At 72.9% G+C, this 19,337-nt stretch carries 19 protein-coding genes; 10 read left to right on the top strand and 9 right to left on the bottom strand.

Translation table 11 applies throughout. The annotated features are described in order from the left end of the window. Positions 1-95: 95 nt before the first annotated feature. Positions 96-257 (top strand): SCO1431 family membrane protein, encoded by a 162-nt coding sequence (locus tag HZS56_RS19130; protein WP_216721925.1) that lies wholly within the window; start codon positions 96-98, stop codon positions 255-257. Positions 258-339: 82 nt separating this feature from the next. Then, positions 340-996 (top strand): TetR/AcrR family transcriptional regulator, encoded by a 657-nt coding sequence (locus tag HZS56_RS19125; RefSeq protein ID WP_216721924.1) that lies wholly within the window; start codon positions 340-342, stop codon positions 994-996. Between the two features lie 58 nt (positions 997-1,054). On the opposite strand, the gene HZS56_RS19120 is transcribed toward HZS56_RS19125, so the two are convergent. Next, on the bottom strand, positions 1,055-2,305 hold the full coding sequence (locus HZS56_RS19120; RefSeq protein ID WP_216721923.1) for a glycoside hydrolase family 18 protein: 1,251 nt from the start codon (positions 2,303-2,305) through the stop codon (positions 1,055-1,057). Positions 2,306-2,661: 356 nt separating this feature from the next. Between HZS56_RS19120 and HZS56_RS19115 the strand changes: the two genes are divergently transcribed. Continuing rightward, complete coding sequence (locus HZS56_RS19115) at positions 2,662-3,837, top strand: acyl-CoA dehydrogenase family protein (protein WP_216721929.1); 1,176 nt, start codon at positions 2,662-2,664, stop codon at positions 3,835-3,837. On the opposite strand, the gene HZS56_RS39090 is transcribed toward HZS56_RS19115, so the two are convergent. Then, complete coding sequence (locus HZS56_RS39090; RefSeq protein WP_253914497.1) at positions 3,800-4,081, bottom strand: hypothetical protein; 282 nt, start codon at positions 4,079-4,081, stop codon at positions 3,800-3,802. The genes HZS56_RS19115 and HZS56_RS39090 overlap by 38 nt on opposite strands. Positions 4,082-4,260: 179 nt before the next feature. After that, on the bottom strand, positions 4,261-4,698 hold the full coding sequence (locus HZS56_RS19110; RefSeq protein ID WP_216721922.1) for a hypothetical protein: 438 nt from the start codon (positions 4,696-4,698) through the stop codon (positions 4,261-4,263). Between the two features lie 277 nt (positions 4,699-4,975). On the opposite strand from HZS56_RS19110, the gene HZS56_RS19105 reads away from it, so the two are divergent. The 4 genes from HZS56_RS19105 (at position 4,976) to fxsA (ending at position 9,298) form a co-directional block, all read left to right on the top strand. Beyond that, the gene (locus HZS56_RS19105) at positions 4,976-5,416 is read left to right on the top strand and encodes an Lrp/AsnC family transcriptional regulator (protein WP_216721928.1); all 441 of its coding nucleotides are present in this window, start codon (positions 4,976-4,978) and stop codon (positions 5,414-5,416) included. Positions 5,417-5,671: 255 nt separating this feature from the next. Continuing rightward, entirely contained in the window at positions 5,672-7,276 is a 1,605-nt protein-coding gene (locus HZS56_RS19100) for an amidohydrolase (protein ID WP_216721921.1), read from the top strand. A 524-nt stretch (positions 7,277-7,800) separates the two neighbouring features. Then, positions 7,801-8,679 (top strand): polyprenol monophosphomannose synthase, encoded by an 879-nt coding sequence (locus HZS56_RS19095; RefSeq protein ID WP_216721920.1) that lies wholly within the window; start codon positions 7,801-7,803, stop codon positions 8,677-8,679. Positions 8,680-8,725: 46 nt separating this feature from the next. Continuing rightward, a complete protein-coding gene (gene fxsA / locus HZS56_RS19090; RefSeq protein ID WP_216721919.1) occupies positions 8,726-9,298 on the top strand; it encodes an FxsA family membrane protein in 573 nt (190 codons plus the stop codon). A 215-nt stretch (positions 9,299-9,513) separates the two neighbouring features. Here the strand turns inward: fxsA and HZS56_RS19085 are convergent, their stop codons facing one another. From HZS56_RS19085 to yczE, 4 genes are all read right to left on the bottom strand, one after another. Continuing rightward, the gene (locus tag HZS56_RS19085; protein ID WP_003977404.1) at positions 9,514-9,888 is read right to left on the bottom strand and encodes an RNA polymerase-binding protein RbpA; all 375 of its coding nucleotides are present in this window, start codon (positions 9,886-9,888) and stop codon (positions 9,514-9,516) included. 277 nt (positions 9,889-10,165) lie between these two features. After that, on the bottom strand, positions 10,166-11,521 hold the full coding sequence (locus HZS56_RS19080; RefSeq protein ID WP_216721918.1) for an MFS transporter: 1,356 nt from the start codon (positions 11,519-11,521) through the stop codon (positions 10,166-10,168). A gap of 54 nt (positions 11,522-11,575) precedes the next feature. Further along, entirely contained in the window at positions 11,576-12,343 is a 768-nt protein-coding gene (locus HZS56_RS19075; protein WP_216721917.1) for a glycerophosphodiester phosphodiesterase family protein, read from the bottom strand. Next, complete coding sequence (gene yczE / locus HZS56_RS19070; RefSeq protein ID WP_253914496.1) at positions 12,340-13,062, bottom strand: membrane protein YczE; 723 nt, start codon at positions 13,060-13,062, stop codon at positions 12,340-12,342. Before yczE ends, HZS56_RS19075 begins: the two co-directional genes overlap by 4 nt. A 64-nt stretch (positions 13,063-13,126) precedes the next feature. On the opposite strand from yczE, the gene HZS56_RS19065 reads away from it, so the two are divergent. After that, the gene (locus HZS56_RS19065; RefSeq protein ID WP_216721916.1) at positions 13,127-14,626 is read left to right on the top strand and encodes an SCO1417 family PLP biosynthesis transcription factor; all 1,500 of its coding nucleotides are present in this window, start codon (positions 13,127-13,129) and stop codon (positions 14,624-14,626) included. Between the two features lie 145 nt (positions 14,627-14,771). Here the strand turns inward: HZS56_RS19065 and HZS56_RS19060 are convergent, their stop codons facing one another. Together HZS56_RS19060 and HZS56_RS19055 are read right to left on the bottom strand one after the other, a co-directional pair. Beyond that, positions 14,772-16,736, bottom strand: coding sequence for a hypothetical protein (locus HZS56_RS19060; protein ID WP_216721915.1), 1,965 nt, complete (start codon positions 16,734-16,736; stop codon positions 14,772-14,774). 52 nt (positions 16,737-16,788) lie between these two features. Then, complete coding sequence (locus tag HZS56_RS19055; protein ID WP_003977410.1) at positions 16,789-16,983, bottom strand: hypothetical protein; 195 nt, start codon at positions 16,981-16,983, stop codon at positions 16,789-16,791. Between the two features lie 196 nt (positions 16,984-17,179). On the opposite strand from HZS56_RS19055, the gene HZS56_RS19050 reads away from it, so the two are divergent. Both HZS56_RS19050 and HZS56_RS19045 read left to right on the top strand, forming a co-directional pair. After that, positions 17,180-17,572: an ankyrin repeat domain-containing protein gene (locus HZS56_RS19050; RefSeq protein ID WP_216721914.1), complete on the top strand. Its 393-nt coding sequence runs from the start codon at positions 17,180-17,182 to the stop codon at positions 17,570-17,572. A gap of 332 nt (positions 17,573-17,904) precedes the next feature. Next, positions 17,905-19,323 (top strand): HEAT repeat domain-containing protein, encoded by a 1,419-nt coding sequence (locus HZS56_RS19045; RefSeq protein ID WP_216721913.1) that lies wholly within the window; start codon positions 17,905-17,907, stop codon positions 19,321-19,323. Positions 19,324-19,337 lie beyond the last annotated feature (14 nt).

The raw sequence follows: 19,337 nt of genomic DNA, 5'->3' as shown, positions 1-19,337 counted from the left end.
AAGCCGAAGCCGAAGCCGAAGCCGAAGCCGAAGCCGAAGCCGAAGCCGAAGCCGAAGCCGAAGCCGAAGCCGAAGCCCGAGATCAGCGAGACGCCATGACCGCACACACGGCCGCCACCGCCGCCACCGCTGTCCCCACCGCCCGTGCCCGTACCGGAGGCCCCGGGGACGACGGCCCGGAGATCCTCGAGCACGTCATGGGCTGGACCCTCGTCGTGGTGATCGCGATGCTCGTGGTCCAGTTGGGCCTCTTGTGACGTAACCGGCGTGTGACCTGCCTCAAGTTCCGACCTGCCATACTGCGGGTGTCCCGCCGCCCGTAGGAGACCAGGGTCGAAATTGAATATTAGTCAACAACGCGCCGACGCCCGTCCCCGGGCGCGCGGCACCGAGCGTTCACTGGCTCGCCGCGCCGAACTCATCGCCATCGGGCGGAGGTTGTTCGCCGACACGTCCTACGACGCGCTCTCGATGGACGACATCGCGCGGCAGGCGCATGTCGCCAAGGGGCTCATCTACTACTACTTCCAGTCCAAGCGGGGCTACTACCTGGCCATCATCCAGGACTCCGTGACCGACCTGGTCACCACCGCCGCGCGCGGCAACGAACTGCCCCAGGTGGACCGCGTCCAGCGCACCATCGACGGCTATCTGCGCTACGCCGAGCACAACCAGGCCGCCTACCGCACCATCGTGAGCGGCGGAGTCGGTTTTGACGCGGAAGTGCACGCCATCCGGGACGGAGTGCGCGAGGCCATCGTCGCCACCATCGCCGAGGGCGCGTACGGCCGTACCGACATCGGACCACTGGCGCGCATGGGCCTGCTCGCCTGGGTGTGCAGCGTCGAGGGAGCCACCCTCGACTGGATCGGCCGGCCCGAACTGCCCCGCGAGACCATGCGGGAACTGCTGGTGAAGACGCTGGGCGGCGCCCTGCGCGCCATCGAGGAACTGAACCCGGACTGCCCGGCCCCGGCCCCGGCGCGCCGCGACTGACGGAAGGGCGGAGACCCGAGCCGGTCTCCGCCCTTCCGCCCCCCGTGGGTGAGAACGGTCAGTCGATCGCCTTGATCAGCTCACCGTTCGCGGTGTCGCCACTCAGCTCCCAGAAGAACGTGCCGCCGAGGCCCTGCTCGTTCTTGTAGGCCATCTTGGTCGCGATGGTCTCCGGGGTGTCGTAACTCCACCAGTCACTGCCGCACTTGGCGTACGCGGTGCCGCCCACCGTGCCGGTCGCCGGGCAGCTGTCCTTCAGCACCTTGTAGTCCTCGATGCCGTCCTCATAGGTACCCTTCGCCGGGCCGGTGGCGGTGCCGCCGGGCCCGTCCTGGGTGACGCCGGTCCAGCCGCGCCCGTAGAACCCGAGGCCGAGCAGCAACTTCTCGGACGGGACGCCGAGGTCCTTGAGCTTCGCGATCGTGGCCGAGGTGTCGAAGTCCGCCTTCGGGATGCCGTCGTACGAGGTCAGCGGCGAGTGCGGAGCCGTCGGCCCGGTGGGGTCCCAGGCGCCGAAGAAGTCGTACGTCATCGGGTTGTACCAGTCGACGTACTGCGCGGCGCCCGCGTAGTCGGCGGCGTCGATCTTGCCGCCGGACGTGGCGTCGGCCGTGATCGCCGCGGTGACCAGGTAGTCGGAGCCGAACTTGGCGCGCAGCGCGCTCATCAGCTTCGGGAACGCGTCCCGGCCGCTGGTGTCGCAGCTCAGGCCGCAGGCGTTCGGGTACTCCCAGTCGATGTCGATGCCGTCGAAGACGTCGGCCCACTTGGAGTTCTCGACCAGGTCGTAGCAGGACTGGGCGAACGCCGCCGGGTCCTGTGCCGCCTCGCCGAACCCGCCGGACCAGGTCCAGCCGCCGAAGGACCAGAGGATCTTCAGGTCGGGGTGCTTCTGCTTCAGCTGGAGCAGCTGGTTGAAGTTGCCGCGCAGCGGCTGGTCCCAGGCGTCCGCGGTCCCGTCGACGGACTCGTCCGCGGTGTAGGTCCGTTCGGTGGCGGCGAAGGAGTCGCCCATCGCGCACTTGCCGCCGGTCACGTTGCCGAACGAGTAGTTGATGTGGGTGAGTTCGGCGGCCGAGCCGGACGACTCGATGTTCTTGACGTGGTAGTTGCGGTCGTAGACGCCCCATTCCGTGAAGTAGCCGACCACCTTGGAGCCGGCCGCGGCCTGCGTGCCGGACTCCGCGGCCGGGGCGGTGGCCGTGGCCGGACCGGCACCGGCCAGTAGCCCGGCACCGAGGGCGACCGTACACAGGGTGGAGAAGAGCGCCCGTATGGGGCGGACGCGGGGGAGATGCGGGACGTGCATCGGGTGTCTCCTCGTGGGGGAAGAGGGAACGCGCGCCGTTGGCATGAACGCGGTGACGCGTTCGGGGTCGTTACCGTAGAAGGACTAGACCAGTGTGGTCAATGGTGCGGACCATTTGTCCCTGCCGGGGCACCGGAATTCGGCCTTCCGGAAAGGGTTCGAACATTTCTCGAAGTAAGCGGTCGTTAACTGTGACTCCGTGCCTCCGATCGGGCATACTCACTGCGCACAGCCGCTGGTCAGCCGCTTCCGCGACCCGGGAGTGCGAGCATCGACCAGGCCGAACGATCAGGCGGAGCCGCCTCCACCCAAGGCGCATGCCCGCCGATGCGCCCGACAGGGAGGAGAGCGTCGCCATGCCCGACCGCGCCCCGCAGCCGGTGGACCGGCAACTGCCCACGGAGGAGGCCCGGGACCTGCTCTCGCTCGTCCACGACATCGCCCGCCGTGAGATCGCCCCGAGCGCGGCCGAGGAGGAGGACGCCGGCCGCTTCCCCCGCGAGGTCTTCCGCCTGCTCTCCGAATCCGGCCTGCTGGGCCTGCCCTACGACGCGGAATTCGGCGGCGGGGAGCAGCCGTACGAGGTCTACCTCCAGGTTCTGGAGGAGTTGGCCGCCGCCCGGCTCACCGTCGGGCTCGGCGTCAGTGTGCACACGCTCGCCACCCACGCGCTGGCCGTGTACGGCACCAAGGAGCAGCAGGCCGAGCACCTGCCCGCGATGCTGGGCGGGGGCCTGCTCGGCGCCTACGGCCTCTCCGAACCCGCGGCCGGCTCGGACGCCGCGTCGCTGCGGACCAAGGCGGTGCGCGAGAGCGGCGGGGACTGGGTGCTCGACGGCACCAAGGCCTGGATCACGCACGGCGGCGTCGCCGACTTCTACACCGTCATGGCCCGCACCGGTGAGGACGGGCCGCGCGGGATCACCGCCTTCCTGGTGCCCGGCGACGCCGAGGGGCTGAGCGCCGCGGTGCCGGAGAAGAAGATGGGGCTCAAGGGGTCTCCCACCGCCCAGGTCCACCTCGACGGCGTGCGGGTCCCCGACTCCCGGCGCCTCGGCGACGAGGGCCAGGGCTTCGCCGTCGCGCTGTCCGCGCTCCACTCCGGACGCCTCGGCATCGCCGCCTGCGCGATCGGCGTGGCCCGGGCGGCGCTGGACGAGGCGGTCGCCTACGCGGGCGAGCGGCGGCAGTTCGGCAGACCGATCGCCGACTTCCAGGGCCTGCGCTTCATGCTGGCCGACATGGCGACCCAGGTCGAGGCCGGCCGCGCGCTCTACCTGAGTGCGGCGCGGCTGAGGGACGCCGGACTGCCGTTCGCCAAGCAGGCTGCCATGGCCAAACTGCACTGCACCGACGCGGCGATGCGGGTCACCACCGACGCCGTCCAGATCCTCGGCGGGTACGGCTACACGGCGGACTTCCCGGCCGAGCGGTACATGCGCGAGGCGAAGGTGCTGCAGATCGTCGAGGGCACGAACCAGATCCAGCGCATGGTCATCGCCCGTCACCTCGTGGGTCCCGAGGGACGGTGACATCGCCGGTGACGCGGAGGTCGCCGGTGGTGAAGGAGTGCCCGGGCCCGTGCGGGGGCGCTGCGAGCCTGGTCCACTCCGGGTCGTGGCGCCCCGGCAGCGTGCGGCCGCCGTCGGCCCAGGTCCGCATCAGCTCACGGTAGATCGGCGGGTCCGGGACCTGCGGTGCAGACGGAACCGCTCCCGCCGGCACCGGGACGAACACGCGACGCCGACGCCCGGTCTCCGAGTACGTGGGGGTCATGCATGGGCAACGCGGCGACCTGCCGACAGGTCACGCCGGGCGCAATCGGGTGTGCGTTCGCGGACGCACACCGAACCGCGCCACGGCGCGTCGCTGGGCGGTGACGGAGCGGGGTGTGTTCCTCGGAGTGTCCCCCGAATGCCCCCGGAACGGGGGGAGACGGAGAGGAGCCGGGTGGATCAGGCGGCCTCGGCCCGCAGCGTCGGCACCCGCATCGGACGCGAGCCCGGACCACCGACGTGGGAGAAGGGCTGGGTCCGCCAGTCGAGACCCCGGGGGAGCGTCAACAGCAGCGCGGTGTCCTGCTCGTGGGGCCGGAAGGACTCGTCCGCGGGGCGAGCCTCGGCGGCCCGGCGGCCGGTGCCGGCGCAGACCGTGAGCCCGAACGGGTTCCACGGCGAGGCGCACAGGGCGTGCTCCGGCAGCGCCTCCTCGTCCGCCAGCAGGGCGATGGGCTGCGCGCAGTCCGGGCAGATCACCCGGTACATCTCGAAGGTGTCGTAGGCGTCGAGTTCCTCGTCGTCCAGGGCGTCGGGTTCGACGCCCTCCGGTACAAGCTCGACGACCTGCTGCTGCCGCTTGGACGTGGTGCGACCAGGGCGCTTGAGACTGTGCATGGGATTCTCCCCCTCGGGCTGGGCCGTGACGACACTGCGGCCTCGACCACAGCAAGCACTTCCCGTCCCCCTTCCGGGGTAATCACGAGAACATCACGGAGACCGTTCGGACGGTGTGGTCTTCGTCACATGCCGTGCGCAGGTGCCCTCTGCGGCGGTTTTGCCCCGGCCCGCCCGGACTCCGGCACCGTCCGACGCCCCGTCACATCACGAACGGGGCATGACCTGGACTGCTCAGGTGTCCGAGGAGATCGACGGCCCTGTAGGTTCTTGCGCCATGGAGGAGCTGGACCGACAGATCGTGCAGCTGCTCGTCAAGGACGGGCGGATGAGCTACACCGACCTGGGCAAGGCCACGGGCCTGTCCACATCCGCCGTGCACCAGCGGGTGCGGCGGCTGGAGCAGCGTGGCGTCGTCCGCGGTTACGCCGCGGTCGTCGACCCGGAGGCCGTCGGGCTCCCGATGACCGCGTTCATCTCGGTGAAACCGTTCGACCCCAGTGCGCCCGACGACATCGCGGACCGCCTCGCCGGCGTCCCCGAGATCGAGGCCTGCCACAGCGTGGCGGGCGAGGAGAACTACATCCTCAAGGTGCGGGTCTCCACCCCGCACGAACTGGAGGAACTACTGGCCCGGGTCCGCTCTCTCGCCGGGGTGTCCACCCGGACCACGGTGGTGCTCTCGACCCCGTACGAGTCCCGGCCGCCACGCATCTGACCCCTCCGGGGGCACCCGCCGGGACGCACCGCGCGGGCGCCGGGGGCCGGGCTCCGGGGCGGGGAGGCGGCCCGTGGAGGCCGGTCCGCCCGAGGCTGCCAAGGCTGACCGCGCGGGGGCGTCCTCCGTGCGGCCGGGGGCCGGTCGCAGGGAGGACGCCCTCGCCGTTCCCGGCCGCCCGGCCGCTCCTCCCGGTGCCGCCGGGCGGCCGCCCCGGCTGCCGGACAGGCCACGGGAGGGGCGAGACTGGTGCTCATGAGTGAGTCCACCACCCCGTCCTCGACCGTCCTGCTGCGCCGCGGCGAGGTCCACAGTCCCGCCGACCCCTTCGCGACGGCCATGGTCGTCGAACGCGGCCAGGTCGCCTGGGTCGGCTCCGAAGGCGCCGCCGACGCCTTCGCGGACGGGGTGGACGAGGTGGTCGACCTCGACGGTGCCCTCGTCACCCCGGCGTTCACCGACGCACACGTGCACACCACCGCCACGGGCCTCGCACTCACCGGTCTCGACCTGTCCGGCGCCCCCACCCGGGAGGCGGCCCTCGCCCTCGTACGGGACTTCGCCGCCGCCCGCCCGGGCGACCGGGTCCTCCTGGGCCACGGCTGGGACGCGGCCCGCTGGCCCGGGGGCGTGGCCCCGACCCGTGCCGAACTGGACGAGGCCACCGGCGGCCGGCCGCTCTACCTCAGCCGAATCGACGTCCACTCGGCCGTCGTCAGCACCGCCCTGCTCGACCTGGTCGCCGGCGACTCCGCCCGCGCCGACGGACCGCTCACCGGCGACCCCCACCACGCCGTACGCGCCGCCGCCCTCGGCGCCGTCACACCGGCCCAGCGCGACGAGGCCCAGCGCGCCGCCCTCGCCCACGCCGCCTCCCTCGGCATCGGAACCGTTCACGAATGCGCAGGCCCGGAGATCTCCGCCGAGGACGACCTCACCGGGCTGCTGCGCCTGTCGGCCGAGGAGCCCGGACCCCGCGTCATCGGCTACTGGGCCGAACAGGACGTCGACAAGGCCCGTGAACTGGGCGCGGTCGGAGCCGCCGGAGACCTCTTCGTCGACGGCTCCCTCGGCTCGCACACCGCCCGCCTGCACCAGCCGTACGCCGACGCCGGCCACACCGGCACCGCCCATCTGGACGCCGCCGACGTCGCGGCCCACGTCGTCGCCTGCACCGAGGCCGGCCTCCAGGCGGGCTTCCACGCCATCGGCGACGCCGCAGTGACCGCCGTCGTGGAGGGCGTGCGCGCCGCCGCCGACAAGGTCGGCCTCGCCCGGGTCCGCGCCGCCCGGCACCGGATCGAGCACGCCGAGATGCTCACGCCCGAGTCGGTCGCGGCCTTCGCCGAACTGGGCCTGACGGCCTCCGTCCAGCCCGCCTTCGACGCGCTCTGGGGCGGCGCGGACGGCATGTACGCAGAGCGGCTCGGCGCAGACCGGGCCCGCACCCTCAACCCGTACGCGGCCCTGCTGCGCGCGGGAGTGCCGCTGGCCTTCGGCTCCGACAGCCCGGTCACGCCCCTCGACCCGTGGGGCACCGTCCGGGCCGCCGCCTTCCACCGCACCCCGGAGCACCGCGTCTCCGTGCGGGCGGCGTTCACGGCGCACACGCGCGGCGGCTGGCGCGCGATCGGCCGCGACGACGCGGGCGTCCTGGTGCCGGGCGTACCGGCGGACTACGCCGTGTGGCGTACCGGTGAGCTCGTCGTCCAGGCCCCCGACGACCGGGTGGCGCGCTGGTCGACCGACCCGCGCTCCGGCACCCCGGGACTGCCCGATCTGACCCCGGGCGGGGATCTGCCGGTCTGCCTGCGTACCGTGGTGGGTGGCCGGACGGTCTTCGTACGGCCGGGCGAGTGATCTCCACGGCCGACGGGGCGATGATCTTCGCGCGGCCACGACCTGCGGCTCCTCGGCGCTGACCTGCGCATTGGTGCAAAAGGCGCAGGTCGAACGACTGTTGACAGGCGGCGGCGGGGGGCCGGTAGGTTCGGCCGAGTCCACCACCGGACGCCCGACCGGGGAATCTTCCGCGCACGCGTCGCGGCGCCGCTGGGTCAGGGACGGTGCGCCGTACGGCACACCGCCACTGGGAGCCAGGCTCAGCGCTCGCACCGCGACGAGGGAACGTTCCGGCCGGTCGGGAGGTGTGACCCGGGTGGGGCCCGGGCGCTCAGTAGACAACGGCCCAGGACGACTCGCAGCCGGCGGGTCCCGGGCCGGCCCGAAGGGCGCCGGGCCCCCATCCGCAGTGCAAACGGCCCGAATCGGCCATCCCTGCCCCGCTCTTGGGGAATCGACACCACCACAGGCACGTCCTGTCACGTCACCGCAGGCGGTGGCGATTATGGTGGTGCTCTGCGTACGGACACGAAGGGGCAGTGGTGAACGACGGCGACGGGACGCCCGCGGCAGCGGAGCGGGGCAGGCGGTTCGGCCCCCTGGGCACGGCCCTGGTGATCATCCCGACCTACAACGAGGCGGAGAACGTCAAGGCGATCGTCGCGCGCGTCCGCGAGGCGGTCCCCGAGGCGCACGTCCTCGTGGCCGACGACAACAGCCCCGACGGCACCGGCAAGCTCGCCGACGAACTGGCGGCCGAGGACGACCATGTGCAGGTCCTGCACCGCAAGGGCAAGGAGGGCCTGGGCGCCGCCTACCTCGCGGGCTTCCGCTGGGGTCTGGAGCACGGCTACGGCGTCCTGGTCGAGATGGACGCCGACGGCTCGCACCAGCCCGAGGAACTGCCGCGGCTGCTGACCGCCCTGAAGGGCGCCGACCTGGTGCTGGGCTCCCGCTGGGTGCCCGGCGGCCGGGTGGTGAACTGGCCCAAGTCCCGCGAGTTCATCTCCCGCGGCGGCAGCATGTACTCGCGGATCGCCCTCGACCTTCCGCTGCGCGACATCACCGGCGGCTACCGCGCCTTCCGCAGCGAGACGCTGGAAGGACTCGGTCTCGAGGACGTCGCCTCGCAGGGGTACTGCTTCCAGGTCGACCTCGCCCGCCGCGCGATGAAGGCCGGCTACCACGTCGTGGAGGTCCCGATCACGTTCGTCGAGCGAGAGTTCGGCGACTCCAAGATGAGCCGCGACATCCTCGTGGAGGCCCTGTGGCGGGTCACCACGTGGGGCGTGGGGGAGCGGGTCGGCAAGGTTCTGGGCCGCGACCGGCAGCAGTCCGGCAGGCCCTCCGACGGGGCGGCCGCAGAGCCGGCGGAACTGGTGGGCGACAAGTCGGCAAAGGTGCCGGACGGCAACGCCTGACCGGCCCCTTATGCCCATCTGAGCCGGGGCCAGGCACACTGGGAGTATGACGACTGGCGCTCAGACCCCCAGGTCCCCCGCCCGGCCCCCGCGCTCCCGGCTGCGCACGTTCCTGCCGCTGGGCATCGCGGCGTGGCTCGTCCTGGAGATCTGGCTGCTGACCGTGGTCGCGGGCGCGTCCAGCGGCTTCATCGTCTTCCTGCTGCTGGTCGCGGGCGTCGTCCTCGGCTCCGTGGTCATCAAGGCCGCGGGCCGCCGCGCCTTCCGCAACCTCACGGAGACGCTGAACCAGCAGCAGTCCGGCACGGCGACCGAGGCCCGCCCCAACAGCGAGGGCAACGGCCTGATGATGCTGGGCGGCCTGCTCCTGATCCTGCCCGGCCTGATCTCGGACGCGCTGGGCCTGCTGATGCTGCTGCCGCCGGTGCAGAAGGCCGTCAGCCGCTACGCACAGCGCACGGTGGAGCGCAAGCTCCGCGACGCCGGTCCGGGGACGCTGGGCGACGCCTTCCGGCAGGCCCGCATGCAGCGCCCGGACGGCAAGGTCGTCCAGGGCGAGGTCATACGGGACGACCCGGACGACACCCCGCAGGACCCCCGCCCGCCCCTGTCGCGCTGAGCCGCGGGGCTCTTCCGCGCACGACGGGCCCCGCGCGGATCTTTACGGGCACGACGGGCCCGGAGCGCGACGCGGGCACGACGAGTCCGGGGCACGACGGGCGCGACGGGTCAGGGGCACGACGAGCACACGCATGAGGGCGCCGTACGTGGAATCCACGTACGGCGCCCTCATGCGTTTCTCTCGCCGAAGGACCGGCTCAGCCCCCGCGGGGACTACGCACTCTTGCGGCTGTCCCGCGGATGCACCGCGATGTTCATCGCGCCGGAGCGCAGAACAGCCAGCCGCTCCTCGAGGACCTCTTCGAGCTCCTCGCGGGTGCGTCGCTCCATCAGCATGTCCCAGTGCGTACGCGCGGGCTTGGCCTTCTTCTCCTCAGGGCCGTCGCCGTCAACCAGGAGTGCCTGGGCCCCGCAGACCTTGCACTCCCACTCCGGCGGGATCTCCGCCTCGACCGAGAAGGGCATCTCGAACCGGTGCCCCTTCTCACATGCGTACTCCACGGCCTGGCGCGGGGCCAGGTCGATGCCGCGGTCCGTCTCGTAGCTGGTCACCACGAGGCGCGTGCCGCGAAGAGCTCGCTCACTCATGAATCGTGCCTCCCGGGCTTGTCGCCCACAGGACAGGTGTCGCTGTCGTCGTCATCCGGTCAACGTCCGGGCGGCGGTAAAGATTCCCGTTCCGACTCACGATCCGGGCCCTGCGTCGCCGTCGCAGCCGCAGCCTTGCAACCAGTGCAGTACCCGCCGACGTCCGGTTTGTCACCTCTGCTGGCAGATGTGACATAGCGTTTCGGCGCCTTTGACGCGCAGTAACGGTACGCCTGGCAGGCCAAACGCGTACACTACAGCCCTTTCGTGCCGAGCGCTAAATCCTTTCGGGTACCGGATTGCCCGCGTCGCGGATCGCCCGTGCGACCGGCACCCGCGCCAGCAGCACGAAACCGATCGCGAAGAAGGCCACCAGCGAGATGATCGCGTCCCGGTAGCTGCCGGTCAGCTGGTAGGTGAGCCCGAACAGCAGCGGCCCCAGCCAGCTCATCCCGCGGTCGCTGAGCTCGTACGCCGAGAAGTACTCGGCCTCCTTGCCCGGCGGGACCAGATGCGAGAACAGCGACCGGGACAGTGCCTGGCTGCCGCCGAGGACGAGCCCGATCCCGGCCGCCAGCACGAAGAACCACACCGGTGCCCCGGCCGGCAGGAAGTACCCGGCCGCGAGCGTGACCGTCCAGGCGACCAGCGACCCGAGGATCGTGCGCTTCGCCCCGTACGCCCGGGCGAGCCGCCCCAGCGCCAGCGCGCCCGCCACCGCGAGGATCTGGACCAGCAGCACCGCCACGATCAGCGTGGACTGTCCGAGGCCCAGCTCCTCGGAGCCGTAGACCGACGCCTGGGAGATGACCGTCTGGATGCCGTCGTTGTAGACGAGGTACGCCAGCAGGAAGGCCAGGGTCAGCGGGCGCCGGCGCATGTCCCGCACGGTCGCCGCGAGCTGCCGGAACCCGGGCAGGGCGGCCTCCCGCGCGGGGGCGCGCCGGTCGCGCAGCCTGCGGAGCGGGATGAGCGCGAAGGCGCCCCACCACAGCCCGGCGGACGCCAGGCAGATGCGGACCGCCGCGCCCTCGCTCAGCCCGAAGGAGTCGTGGCCGGTGTAGAGGACCAGGTTGACCACCAGGACCAGGGAGCCGGCCGCGTAGCCGAAGGCCCACCCGCGCGAGGAGACCGCGTCGCGCTCCTCGGGCGGGGCGATCTGGGGCAGGAAGGAGTTGTAGAGCATCATCGCCACCGACTGCGCGGCGTTCGCGACGACCAGGAGCAGTCCGCCCAGCAGGTAGCGGTCGCCACCGAGGAAGAACATGCCGGCGGTGGCCGCCGCGCCGGTGTACGCGGCCGCGGCCAGCAGCGGCTTCTTGCGCCCCGAACGGTCTGCGGCGGCACCCACCAGCGGCATCACCAGCACCGCCACGATCACCGACAGGGACACCGAGTACGCGAAGAACGACCCGGCCCGCACGGGTATGCCCAGCGGGTGCACATACCCCTCGGCGTCCGCCGCCGACTCGGCGACCGACGTCAGATAGGGCCCCAGGAACACGGTGAGCACGCTCGTCGAGTAGACCGAGCACGCCCAGTCGTAGAAGTACCAGCCGCGCTGCTCCCGCCGCCGTTCAGCCGCCTCGTCGGCGCCGCCCGTCGCGTCGCTGTGCAGGGTGTCGGTGCCCACCCCGTGCCCTCGCTTCCCCGTGAACGCGCGCCGCCCCCGGGGCGCGGCCGGGTCTCAGGCCCAGACGCCGCGGTCCTCCATGACCTTGCGCAGTACGTCGATGTGATCGGTCATGATGCCATCCACTCCGAGGTCCAGGAGCCGGTGCATGCGCTCCGGGTCGTTCACCGTCCAGACGTGCACCTGCAGACCGCGCGCGTGGGCGGTGCGTACGAACCGTCGGTCCACCACCGGGACCCCGGACTGCGCCTCGGGCACCTGCGCGGCCACCGCGGAGCGCCGCACCGCGGCCGGGAGCCCCCAGGAGCGCAGCCGCAGGCCCAGCACGCCGCGGGTGCCGTACGAGGTGGCCAGGCGCGCCCCCGCCAGCCGCTGGGCGCGGACCACGCGGGCCTCGGAGAACGAGCCGACGCAGACGCGGTCCCAGGCGTTCGTCCGCCCGATCAGCTCCAGCAGCGGCGCCAGCGCCGGTTCCGCCTTCACGTCGATGTTCCAGCGCACCCCGGGGAACGTCTCCAGGAGCTCCTCGAACAGCGGCACCGGCTCCGCGCCCGCCACGCGCGCGCGGCGCACCGTCTCCCACGGCAGGTCGGCGATCCGCCCGGCCCCGTCCGTCACCCGGTCCAGGGTCGAGTCGTGGAAGGCGACGAGCCTGCCGTCGAGCGTGGCGTGGACGTCGGTCTCGATGTACCGGTAGCCCGCCTCGACCGCGCGCCGGAACTGCCGCAGCGTGTTCTCCAGGCCGTCCGCCGCGCCGCCTCGGTGGGCGAAGGCGAGGGGGCCGCAGTGGTCCAGGTAGGGATGGCGTATCGGCGTGGTCACCGACGCAGTATCGCGCGCCGCGGTTGACCGCCGGCAACCACCGCGCTGCCGGACGGTGCCGCGGGAACGGCGAACACCCGCAGGAACACCTGGGCGAGCGGGCCGATCGCGACGGCGTAGAGCACGGTTCCGACACCGACCGTGCCGCCGAGGGCGAAGCCCGTGACCACGACGGCGGCCTCCACGGCCGTCCGCACCAGGCGCACCGAGAGTCCCGTGCGCCGGTTCAGCCCGGTCATCAGGCCGTCACGCGGACCCGGACCGAACCGTGCGGCGATGTACAGCCCGGTCGCGGCGCCGTTGAGGACGATGCCCGCCACCATCGCGGCGATGCGCGGCGTCCAGCCGTGGGCGTCCGGCACGACGCCCAGTGTGGCGTCCATGGCGGCGCCGATCACGAGCACGTTGGAAACCGTGCCCAGCCCCGGCCACTGGCGCAACGGGATCCACAGCAGCAGGACCGCGGCACCCGTGATGGTCAGCACCACCCCCATCGACAGGCCGGTGTGCTCCGCGAGGCCCTGGTGCAGCACGTTCCACGGCTCCAGTCCGAGGCCCGACCTGACGAGCAGTGCCGAACTGGCCCCGTAGAGCACGAGACCGCCGTAGAGCTGGGTCAGCCGCCGCGCGAGCTGCCCGGCCCGCACCGACCGCCTGAGCCGCCTGAGCCGCCTGGACACGATGTGCCTCCCCTGTGTGGTGGTAGTGGCCTGCTGCATGACACCCTGTGGCGTGGGGGAGAGAGCCAACCAGGGCCAATTCCGGGAAGGTGGACTGATTTCCATGGTGCAGTGGACCTCCGCGGTCGGGGCGGGGCAACTGGCCCGGCTGCTCGGCTCCCAGCAAGACCGTCCGGCGGGGCCCGGCACCCGCCGCCCACCCGCCTACCGTGCGCTCGCCGACGGCATTCGGCTGCTGGTGCTCGAAGGGCGCATCCCGGTCGCCGCCCGGTTGCCGGCCGAGCGGGAACTGGCCCTCGCCCTGACCGTCAGCCGCACCACCGTCGCCGCCGCGTACGAGGCGCTGCGGGCAGAGGGCTTCCTGGAGTCCCGGCGCGGCGCGGGCAGCTGGACCGCGGTGCCGGCCGGGAACCCCCTGCCGGCCCGTGGCCTGGAGCCCCTGCCGCCCGAGGCCCTGGGCTCGATGATCGACCTCGGCTGTGCGGCGCTGCCCGCCCCCGAGCCCTGGCTCACCCGGGCCGTGCAGGGTGCCCTCGAGGAGCTGCCGCCCTACGCGCACACCCACGGCGACTATCCGGCCGGGCTGCCCGCGCTGCGCGCGATGATCGCCGAGCGGTACACCGCGCGGGGGATCCCCACGATGCCCGAGCAGATCATGGTGACCACGGGCGCGATGGGTGCCATCGACGCGATCTGCCACCTCTTCGGCGGACGTGGCGAACGCATCGCCGTGGAGTCGCCCTCGTACGCCAACATCCTGCAGCTGATGCGCGAGGCCGGAGCCAGGCTGGTCCCCGTCGCGATGGCCGAGGGCCTGACCGGCTGGGACGTGGACCGCTGGCGCCAGGTGCTCCGTGAGGCCGCGCCCCGCATCGCCTACGTGGTCGCCGACTTCCACAACCCCACGGGCGCCCTCGCCGACGACGACCAGCGGCGCCGGCTGGTGGACGCCGCCCGGTCGGCGGGGACGGTGCTCGTCGCCGACGAGACGATGAGCGAGCTGCGGCTGGACGACGACGTCGAGATGCCGCGCCCGGTCTGCGCCTTCGACCCGGCCGGGTCGACGGTCGTCACCGTCGGCTCCGCCAGCAAGGCCTTCTGGGCCGGGATGCGCATCGGCTGGGTCCGCGCCGCGCCCGACGTCGTCCGCAGTCTGGTCGCCGCGCGGGCGTACGCCGACATGGGTACGCCGGTACTGGAGCAGCTCGCCGTGAACTGGCTGTTCAGCACCGGCGGCTGGCAGCAGGCCGTGACCGTGCGCCGCGAGCAGGCCCGGCAGAACCGGGACGAGCTGGTCTCGGCGGTGCGGCGGGAGCTGCCCGACTGGGAGTTCGAGGTCCCGCGCGGTGGGCTCACCCTCTGGGTGCGGACCGGCGGTCTGTCGGGGTCGCGGCTCGCCGAGGCGGGGGAGCGGGTCGGGGTGCGGGTCCCGTCCGGGCCGCGCTTCGGTGTCGACGGTGCCTTCGAAGGGTATGTGCGGCTGCCGTTCACCGTCGGCGGCGCGGTGGCCGAGGAGGCGGCGGTACGCCTGGCCGCGGCGGCCCGGCTGGTGGAGAAGGGCGGCGCCGGGGGTGGTGAGGCGCCGCGGACGTTCGTGGCCTAGGAGGTCGTGCCCCAGCAGGCCGGGCTCGCGAAGTGGTGGGCTCGGGTGCCGGGTGCCTTTCCTGGTGCGCGGGCCGCGCGGGGACGTGCGGTGGGGCCGGGGCGGCGCGGTGGGTCGTGCCGCCGCCCCGGTCCCGGCCACGGCGTCAGGAGGTCTCTGCCGCGACCGCGTCGGCCGGGACGGTCTCCCTCGCGGGGGCGGCGTCCGACGGGACGGTTTCCCTGGAGGGGACGGTGTCCGCCGGGAGAGCTCCCTCGGCGGGAACGGTGCCCGTGCGGGCCGGGCCGGCGTCCGCCCGCGGCGCGGGCGTTTCCCCCGTGGCCGGTGAGGGCCCGGCGTCCGCCCCGGCCTCCTCGCGCCCGCCGCCCGCCGTCGCCCGGACGGCGTACGTCTCCTTCTCCTCGCTCTTCGCCATGGTCACCGGGTCCTTCGAGGCCGACCGCACGGACTCCTCCGTCATGGAAACGGGCTCCGCGGGCATGGGCCCCACGGACACCGGCATCTTCTCCATGGCCACTGGCCCCGGCCCTTCCTCCGTCTTGTCCGCCTCCGCCTCCGCGCCCGCCTCCGGAGGGAGCGGGGCCTGCTCCCCGTCCGCAGGTGTGGTGCGCGGCGGGAGCAGGCCGAGCACCGCCTCCCGGTGGGCGTCGCTGGTCGCGTCGTCGTAGGGGTCGGGGGTGGCCGGGACCTGGAGGCGGTGCACGGGACCGTGGCCCAGGCGGGCGTAGCCGCGACCGGGCGGCACCTGGTCGACGGGTGTGGTGTGCGGGGGAGCGCCCAGCACCCTCGTCAGCTCGTCCGCCGTGGCCGGACCGAGCACCACACGCGCGCGCGTGTGGTGCCGTACGGCGTCGGTGAGGCCGTCCAGGGCGTCCAGCTGGTCGGCGACGACCACGGTCACGTTCGCGGCCCGCCCGTGCCGCAGCGGGATCTGGAGCAGGGTCTGCGGGTCCCTGCGGCCGTCGGCGCCTGCCAGGTGCGTGAAAGCGGTGGGACGGTCCAGGAAGACCCACAGGGGCCGCCTGGTGTCGTCCGGCGCCGCCAGCCCCTCCTGACGGGCCCTGTTGACGGAGATCAGGCGGCGCTCCGTCTCGGCGGCCGCCCACTCCAGGCTGGTCAGCGCCCCGGTGAGACCGCACTCGACGGCCAGGACGCCGTCCCGGCCGACCAGGCAGGCGTACTCGCCGGTGCCGCCGCCGTCGACGATCAGGAGATCGCCGTGGTGCAGTGCCTGGAGGGCGACCGAGCGCAGCAGGGTGGACGTGCCGGTGCCGGGCTGTCCCAGGACCAGCAGATGGGGCTCGGTCGAGCGGATGCCGGTGCGCCAGACGACCGGCGGCACGTCGCGCTGCTCCGCGCCGTGGGTGAGCGGGAGGGTGCGCTGGACCCGGGTCGGGTCCGTGAAGCCGAGGACGGTCTCGCCGGGCGCCGTCACGAAACGCTGGGCGGCGATGTCGGTGGGCAGCGCCGGGAGCACGTCGACGGTGAGGTGGTTGGCCTCCTCGTCCCACTCGAAGTGGTACTCGCGGCGCCGGCCCGCCTTCGCGGTGAGCAGGTGCTCGATCCGGGCCCGGGACTCGGCCTCCCCGTCGGTGAAGTGGGCGGGATAGCGGATCACCAGGTGGGAGAGGCGTCCGCCGTCGTCGACCTCGTACGCCGGGAACGCCCTCTCCCAGGTGCCGCCGTGGGCGTACAGGGGAGCGGGGTCCTCGGCGAGCTGGAAGTAGGGGACCAGTGCCTCGTAGAGCGACTGCAGACGTCCGGTCTGCGCGTTGTCGGGGCCTTCGGGCGCCGGCGGGGTGCGGTCCCGGCCCTGCCAGGCTGCCGCCGCCATCAGGGCGATGACGGCGAGCAGCGGACCGTACGGCACGAGCGCCACGACCAGGACCACCGAGGCCACCAGGAACAGCAGTGCGCCGCGCCGGTCCTTGGGGGTCTCGGTCCATCGGCGCCGGGCGGCCGCGGCCAGCCGGCGCAGACCGCGGGCGATCGTGATCAGCGGCTGGAGGACGTCGGTGGCGCTGTCGGCCGCCGTCCGGGCCAGCTCCCGGCTCCGGGCGAGCTGTGCGCCGCCGTTGCTCAGAATGCGGGGGAGGGGCCGCCGGGCCACTGCTGCCTCCTGGAGGTGCGTACGTGCGGGTGTCGGGCGTGGGAGCGGGCCGTCAGAACTTGATGCCGCCGAGGAGACCCGCCAGGCTCTCGCCGCCCGCCTTGATGCTCGGGGCGATGGCCGTGCTCGCGAGGTAGAACCCGAACAGGACCGCGACGAGGGCGTGCGAGGCCTTGAGGCCGTCCTTGCGGAAGAAGATGAAGACGACGATGCCGAGCAGGACCACGCCTGAGATCGAGAGGATCATGTGAGTTCTCCTGGTTCACGGGGACAGTCACCATGAGTACTTCCAGGCTCACAGCATGTATCCATACGATAAAAGGTGCAAATGGGCGAAATTCTCTGGAATTGCCCCGGGTGGCGGAGCGGTCCTTGGGCCGGTCGGGCTCCCCGCGAGCCAGTACCCTGGCGTTTCGCAGTCACAGTGAGAGGTGGTCCAGTCGATGAGTGAAGCCCCCGACCCCGAGGTCGTGGAGCTGGCGACCAAGATCTTCGATCTGGCCCGGCAGGGGCGGACCGAGGAACTGGTGGCGTACGTGGATGCCGGCGTTCCGGCGAATCTCACCAACGACCGCGGTGACTCCCTCGTCATGCTCGCCGCCTATCACGGCCACGCCGAGGCGGTGCGCGCACTGCTGAGTCGTGGCGCCGACGCCGACCGCGTCAACGACCGGGGGCAGACCCCGCTCGCCGGAGCCGCCTTCAAGGGTGAGACGGAAGTGACCAGGGTGCTCCTGGAGGCCGGCGCGGACCCGGCCGCGGGCACTCCGTCGGCCGTCGACACGGCCCGGATGTTCGCCCGGACGGAGCTGCTGGAGCTCTTCGGCGCTCAGTGACCGGATGCCGGCCCGGACCTTCACCAGGTCCGGTCCGTCCTCTGTGACCAGGTAAAACACTCACAACGGGGGAGGCGGTACAGGGCCGCCGAAATTTCGGTCGCGGCAGATGTGACCGCCGGGCCATCATGACGACGTGGTTCACGGACGTGATGGCTGGGCAGGTGTTGCCGCACCGCGCGGGCCGTGACACGGCCCGCAAGGGCCACCGACGAGAGGCAGGAACATGGTCTTCGGCAAGCAAGAGACGGCGGGCGCTCCGACGTGTTGGCGCACGGCCAGGTAACGCGTGCTCCCCGGTTGCGTCGACGCTTGATGTGAGGCTGTTTCCCATGTTCGATCCGGTCATAGCGCCCAGCGGTACGCTGCTCGGCCTGCTCCAGCGGGGTCGCGGCGACGGCACGCTGCACGCGCTCACCGCCCCCCGCGCGGAGGCGCTCGCCGCGCTGAACCACTGTGTGCTGCACGACCCCCGCCACGACTGGCAGGTGGAGAACCGCTCCCTCTACTACGCCCGCCTCTACCTCGACCTGAACGGCGGGCTGGAGGCGATCGAGGCCCATCTCTTCGACCCCGAGGACGTCCTGGACGCCGACGAGTCGCGCACCGGCCTCGCCCTCGCGGTCCTCGGACACCTCGCCTCGTACGGCAGGCCGGACGCCCTCGGACTGCTGCGCCGGTACGCCGCGCACGGCGTCAACTGGGCGTGGGCGCTGGACGAGCTGGCGCTGCGCGACGACGACGCCGGGCTGCACGCCCTCGCCGCGCCGGTCCTGGCCCGTTTCCCCCGCGATCCCGAGGGCGAGGCCGAACTGGCCGCCGCCGTGCGGGACGCCTTCGAACCCCGGCCCTGGCGCCTGTGGGCCGACGATCCCCGCGAATCGATCGGCACGCGCGTGCGTGCCGCCCAGGAGACGGGCTGCTTCGACCGCTGGCAGCGGCAGCTGACCCCCGCCGGGCCGCGTCCCGGGTGGAGCGTGCGGGCCGTCTTCGACTGGGCCGACCAGGGCGCCGAGCGCGGCACCGCGCTCCATGTGCCCGCCGCCCGCTGCCTCCTCGCCGTCGCCGGCCCCGAGGACCGGCCCGAGATCCTCGAGGCCGCGCGCTCCGGCACCGAGGGCGCCCGCTGCACCGCCCTGCACTACCTCGCCGACGGCAACGACCCGGACGTCCTCGACCTGATCGAGGGTGCCGTGGTCACCGGCTCCACCCCGGTCGTGGAGGCCGCCGTCGCCGCCTACGAGCGCATGCGCAGCCTCGCCGCCGTCGACCGGGCCCGCGGCTGGGTGCACCGGCCCGACGCCCTGGGCGCCGCCGCCGGACGGGTACTCGCCTGCCGGGGCGCCGCCCAGGACCGCGACCTGGTCCTCGCCGCGCTGCGGGAGGCCGTACGGGGCGAAGGGCCCGACGCGCCGACCCTGTGGACCCTCGCCGACGGTGCGGGACGGCTGGGCATCGCCTGCGCGGCCCCCGTACTGCGCCACATCTACCGCGAGACCGCCTCCTCCCACCTGCGCGGCCGGGCCGCCCGCGCGCTCGCCGCCACCGATCCGTCCTTCGCCGCGGGCTTCGCCGTCGAGTGCCTGTGGGACTGCGAGGAGACCACCCGGGGGGTCGCCGCCCGCCACGCCGAGACCGGTGACAACCGCGTCGTCGAACGGCTGCGCAGGCTCGCCGCCGATCCGGCCGAGGAGGACGAGGTCCAGACGGCCGTACGCAGCCGTTTCGGACCGGACGCGCCCGCCGTGTGAGACCGGGCGACACA

It is taken from the genome of Streptomyces mayonensis, assembly GCF_018982965.1.
GTDB lineage: Bacteria > Actinomycetota > Actinomycetes > Streptomycetales > Streptomycetaceae > Streptomyces > Streptomyces mayonensis.
Note: the sequence above shows the minus strand (reverse complement) of the source record. Positions and strands in the feature narration are given on the sequence as shown.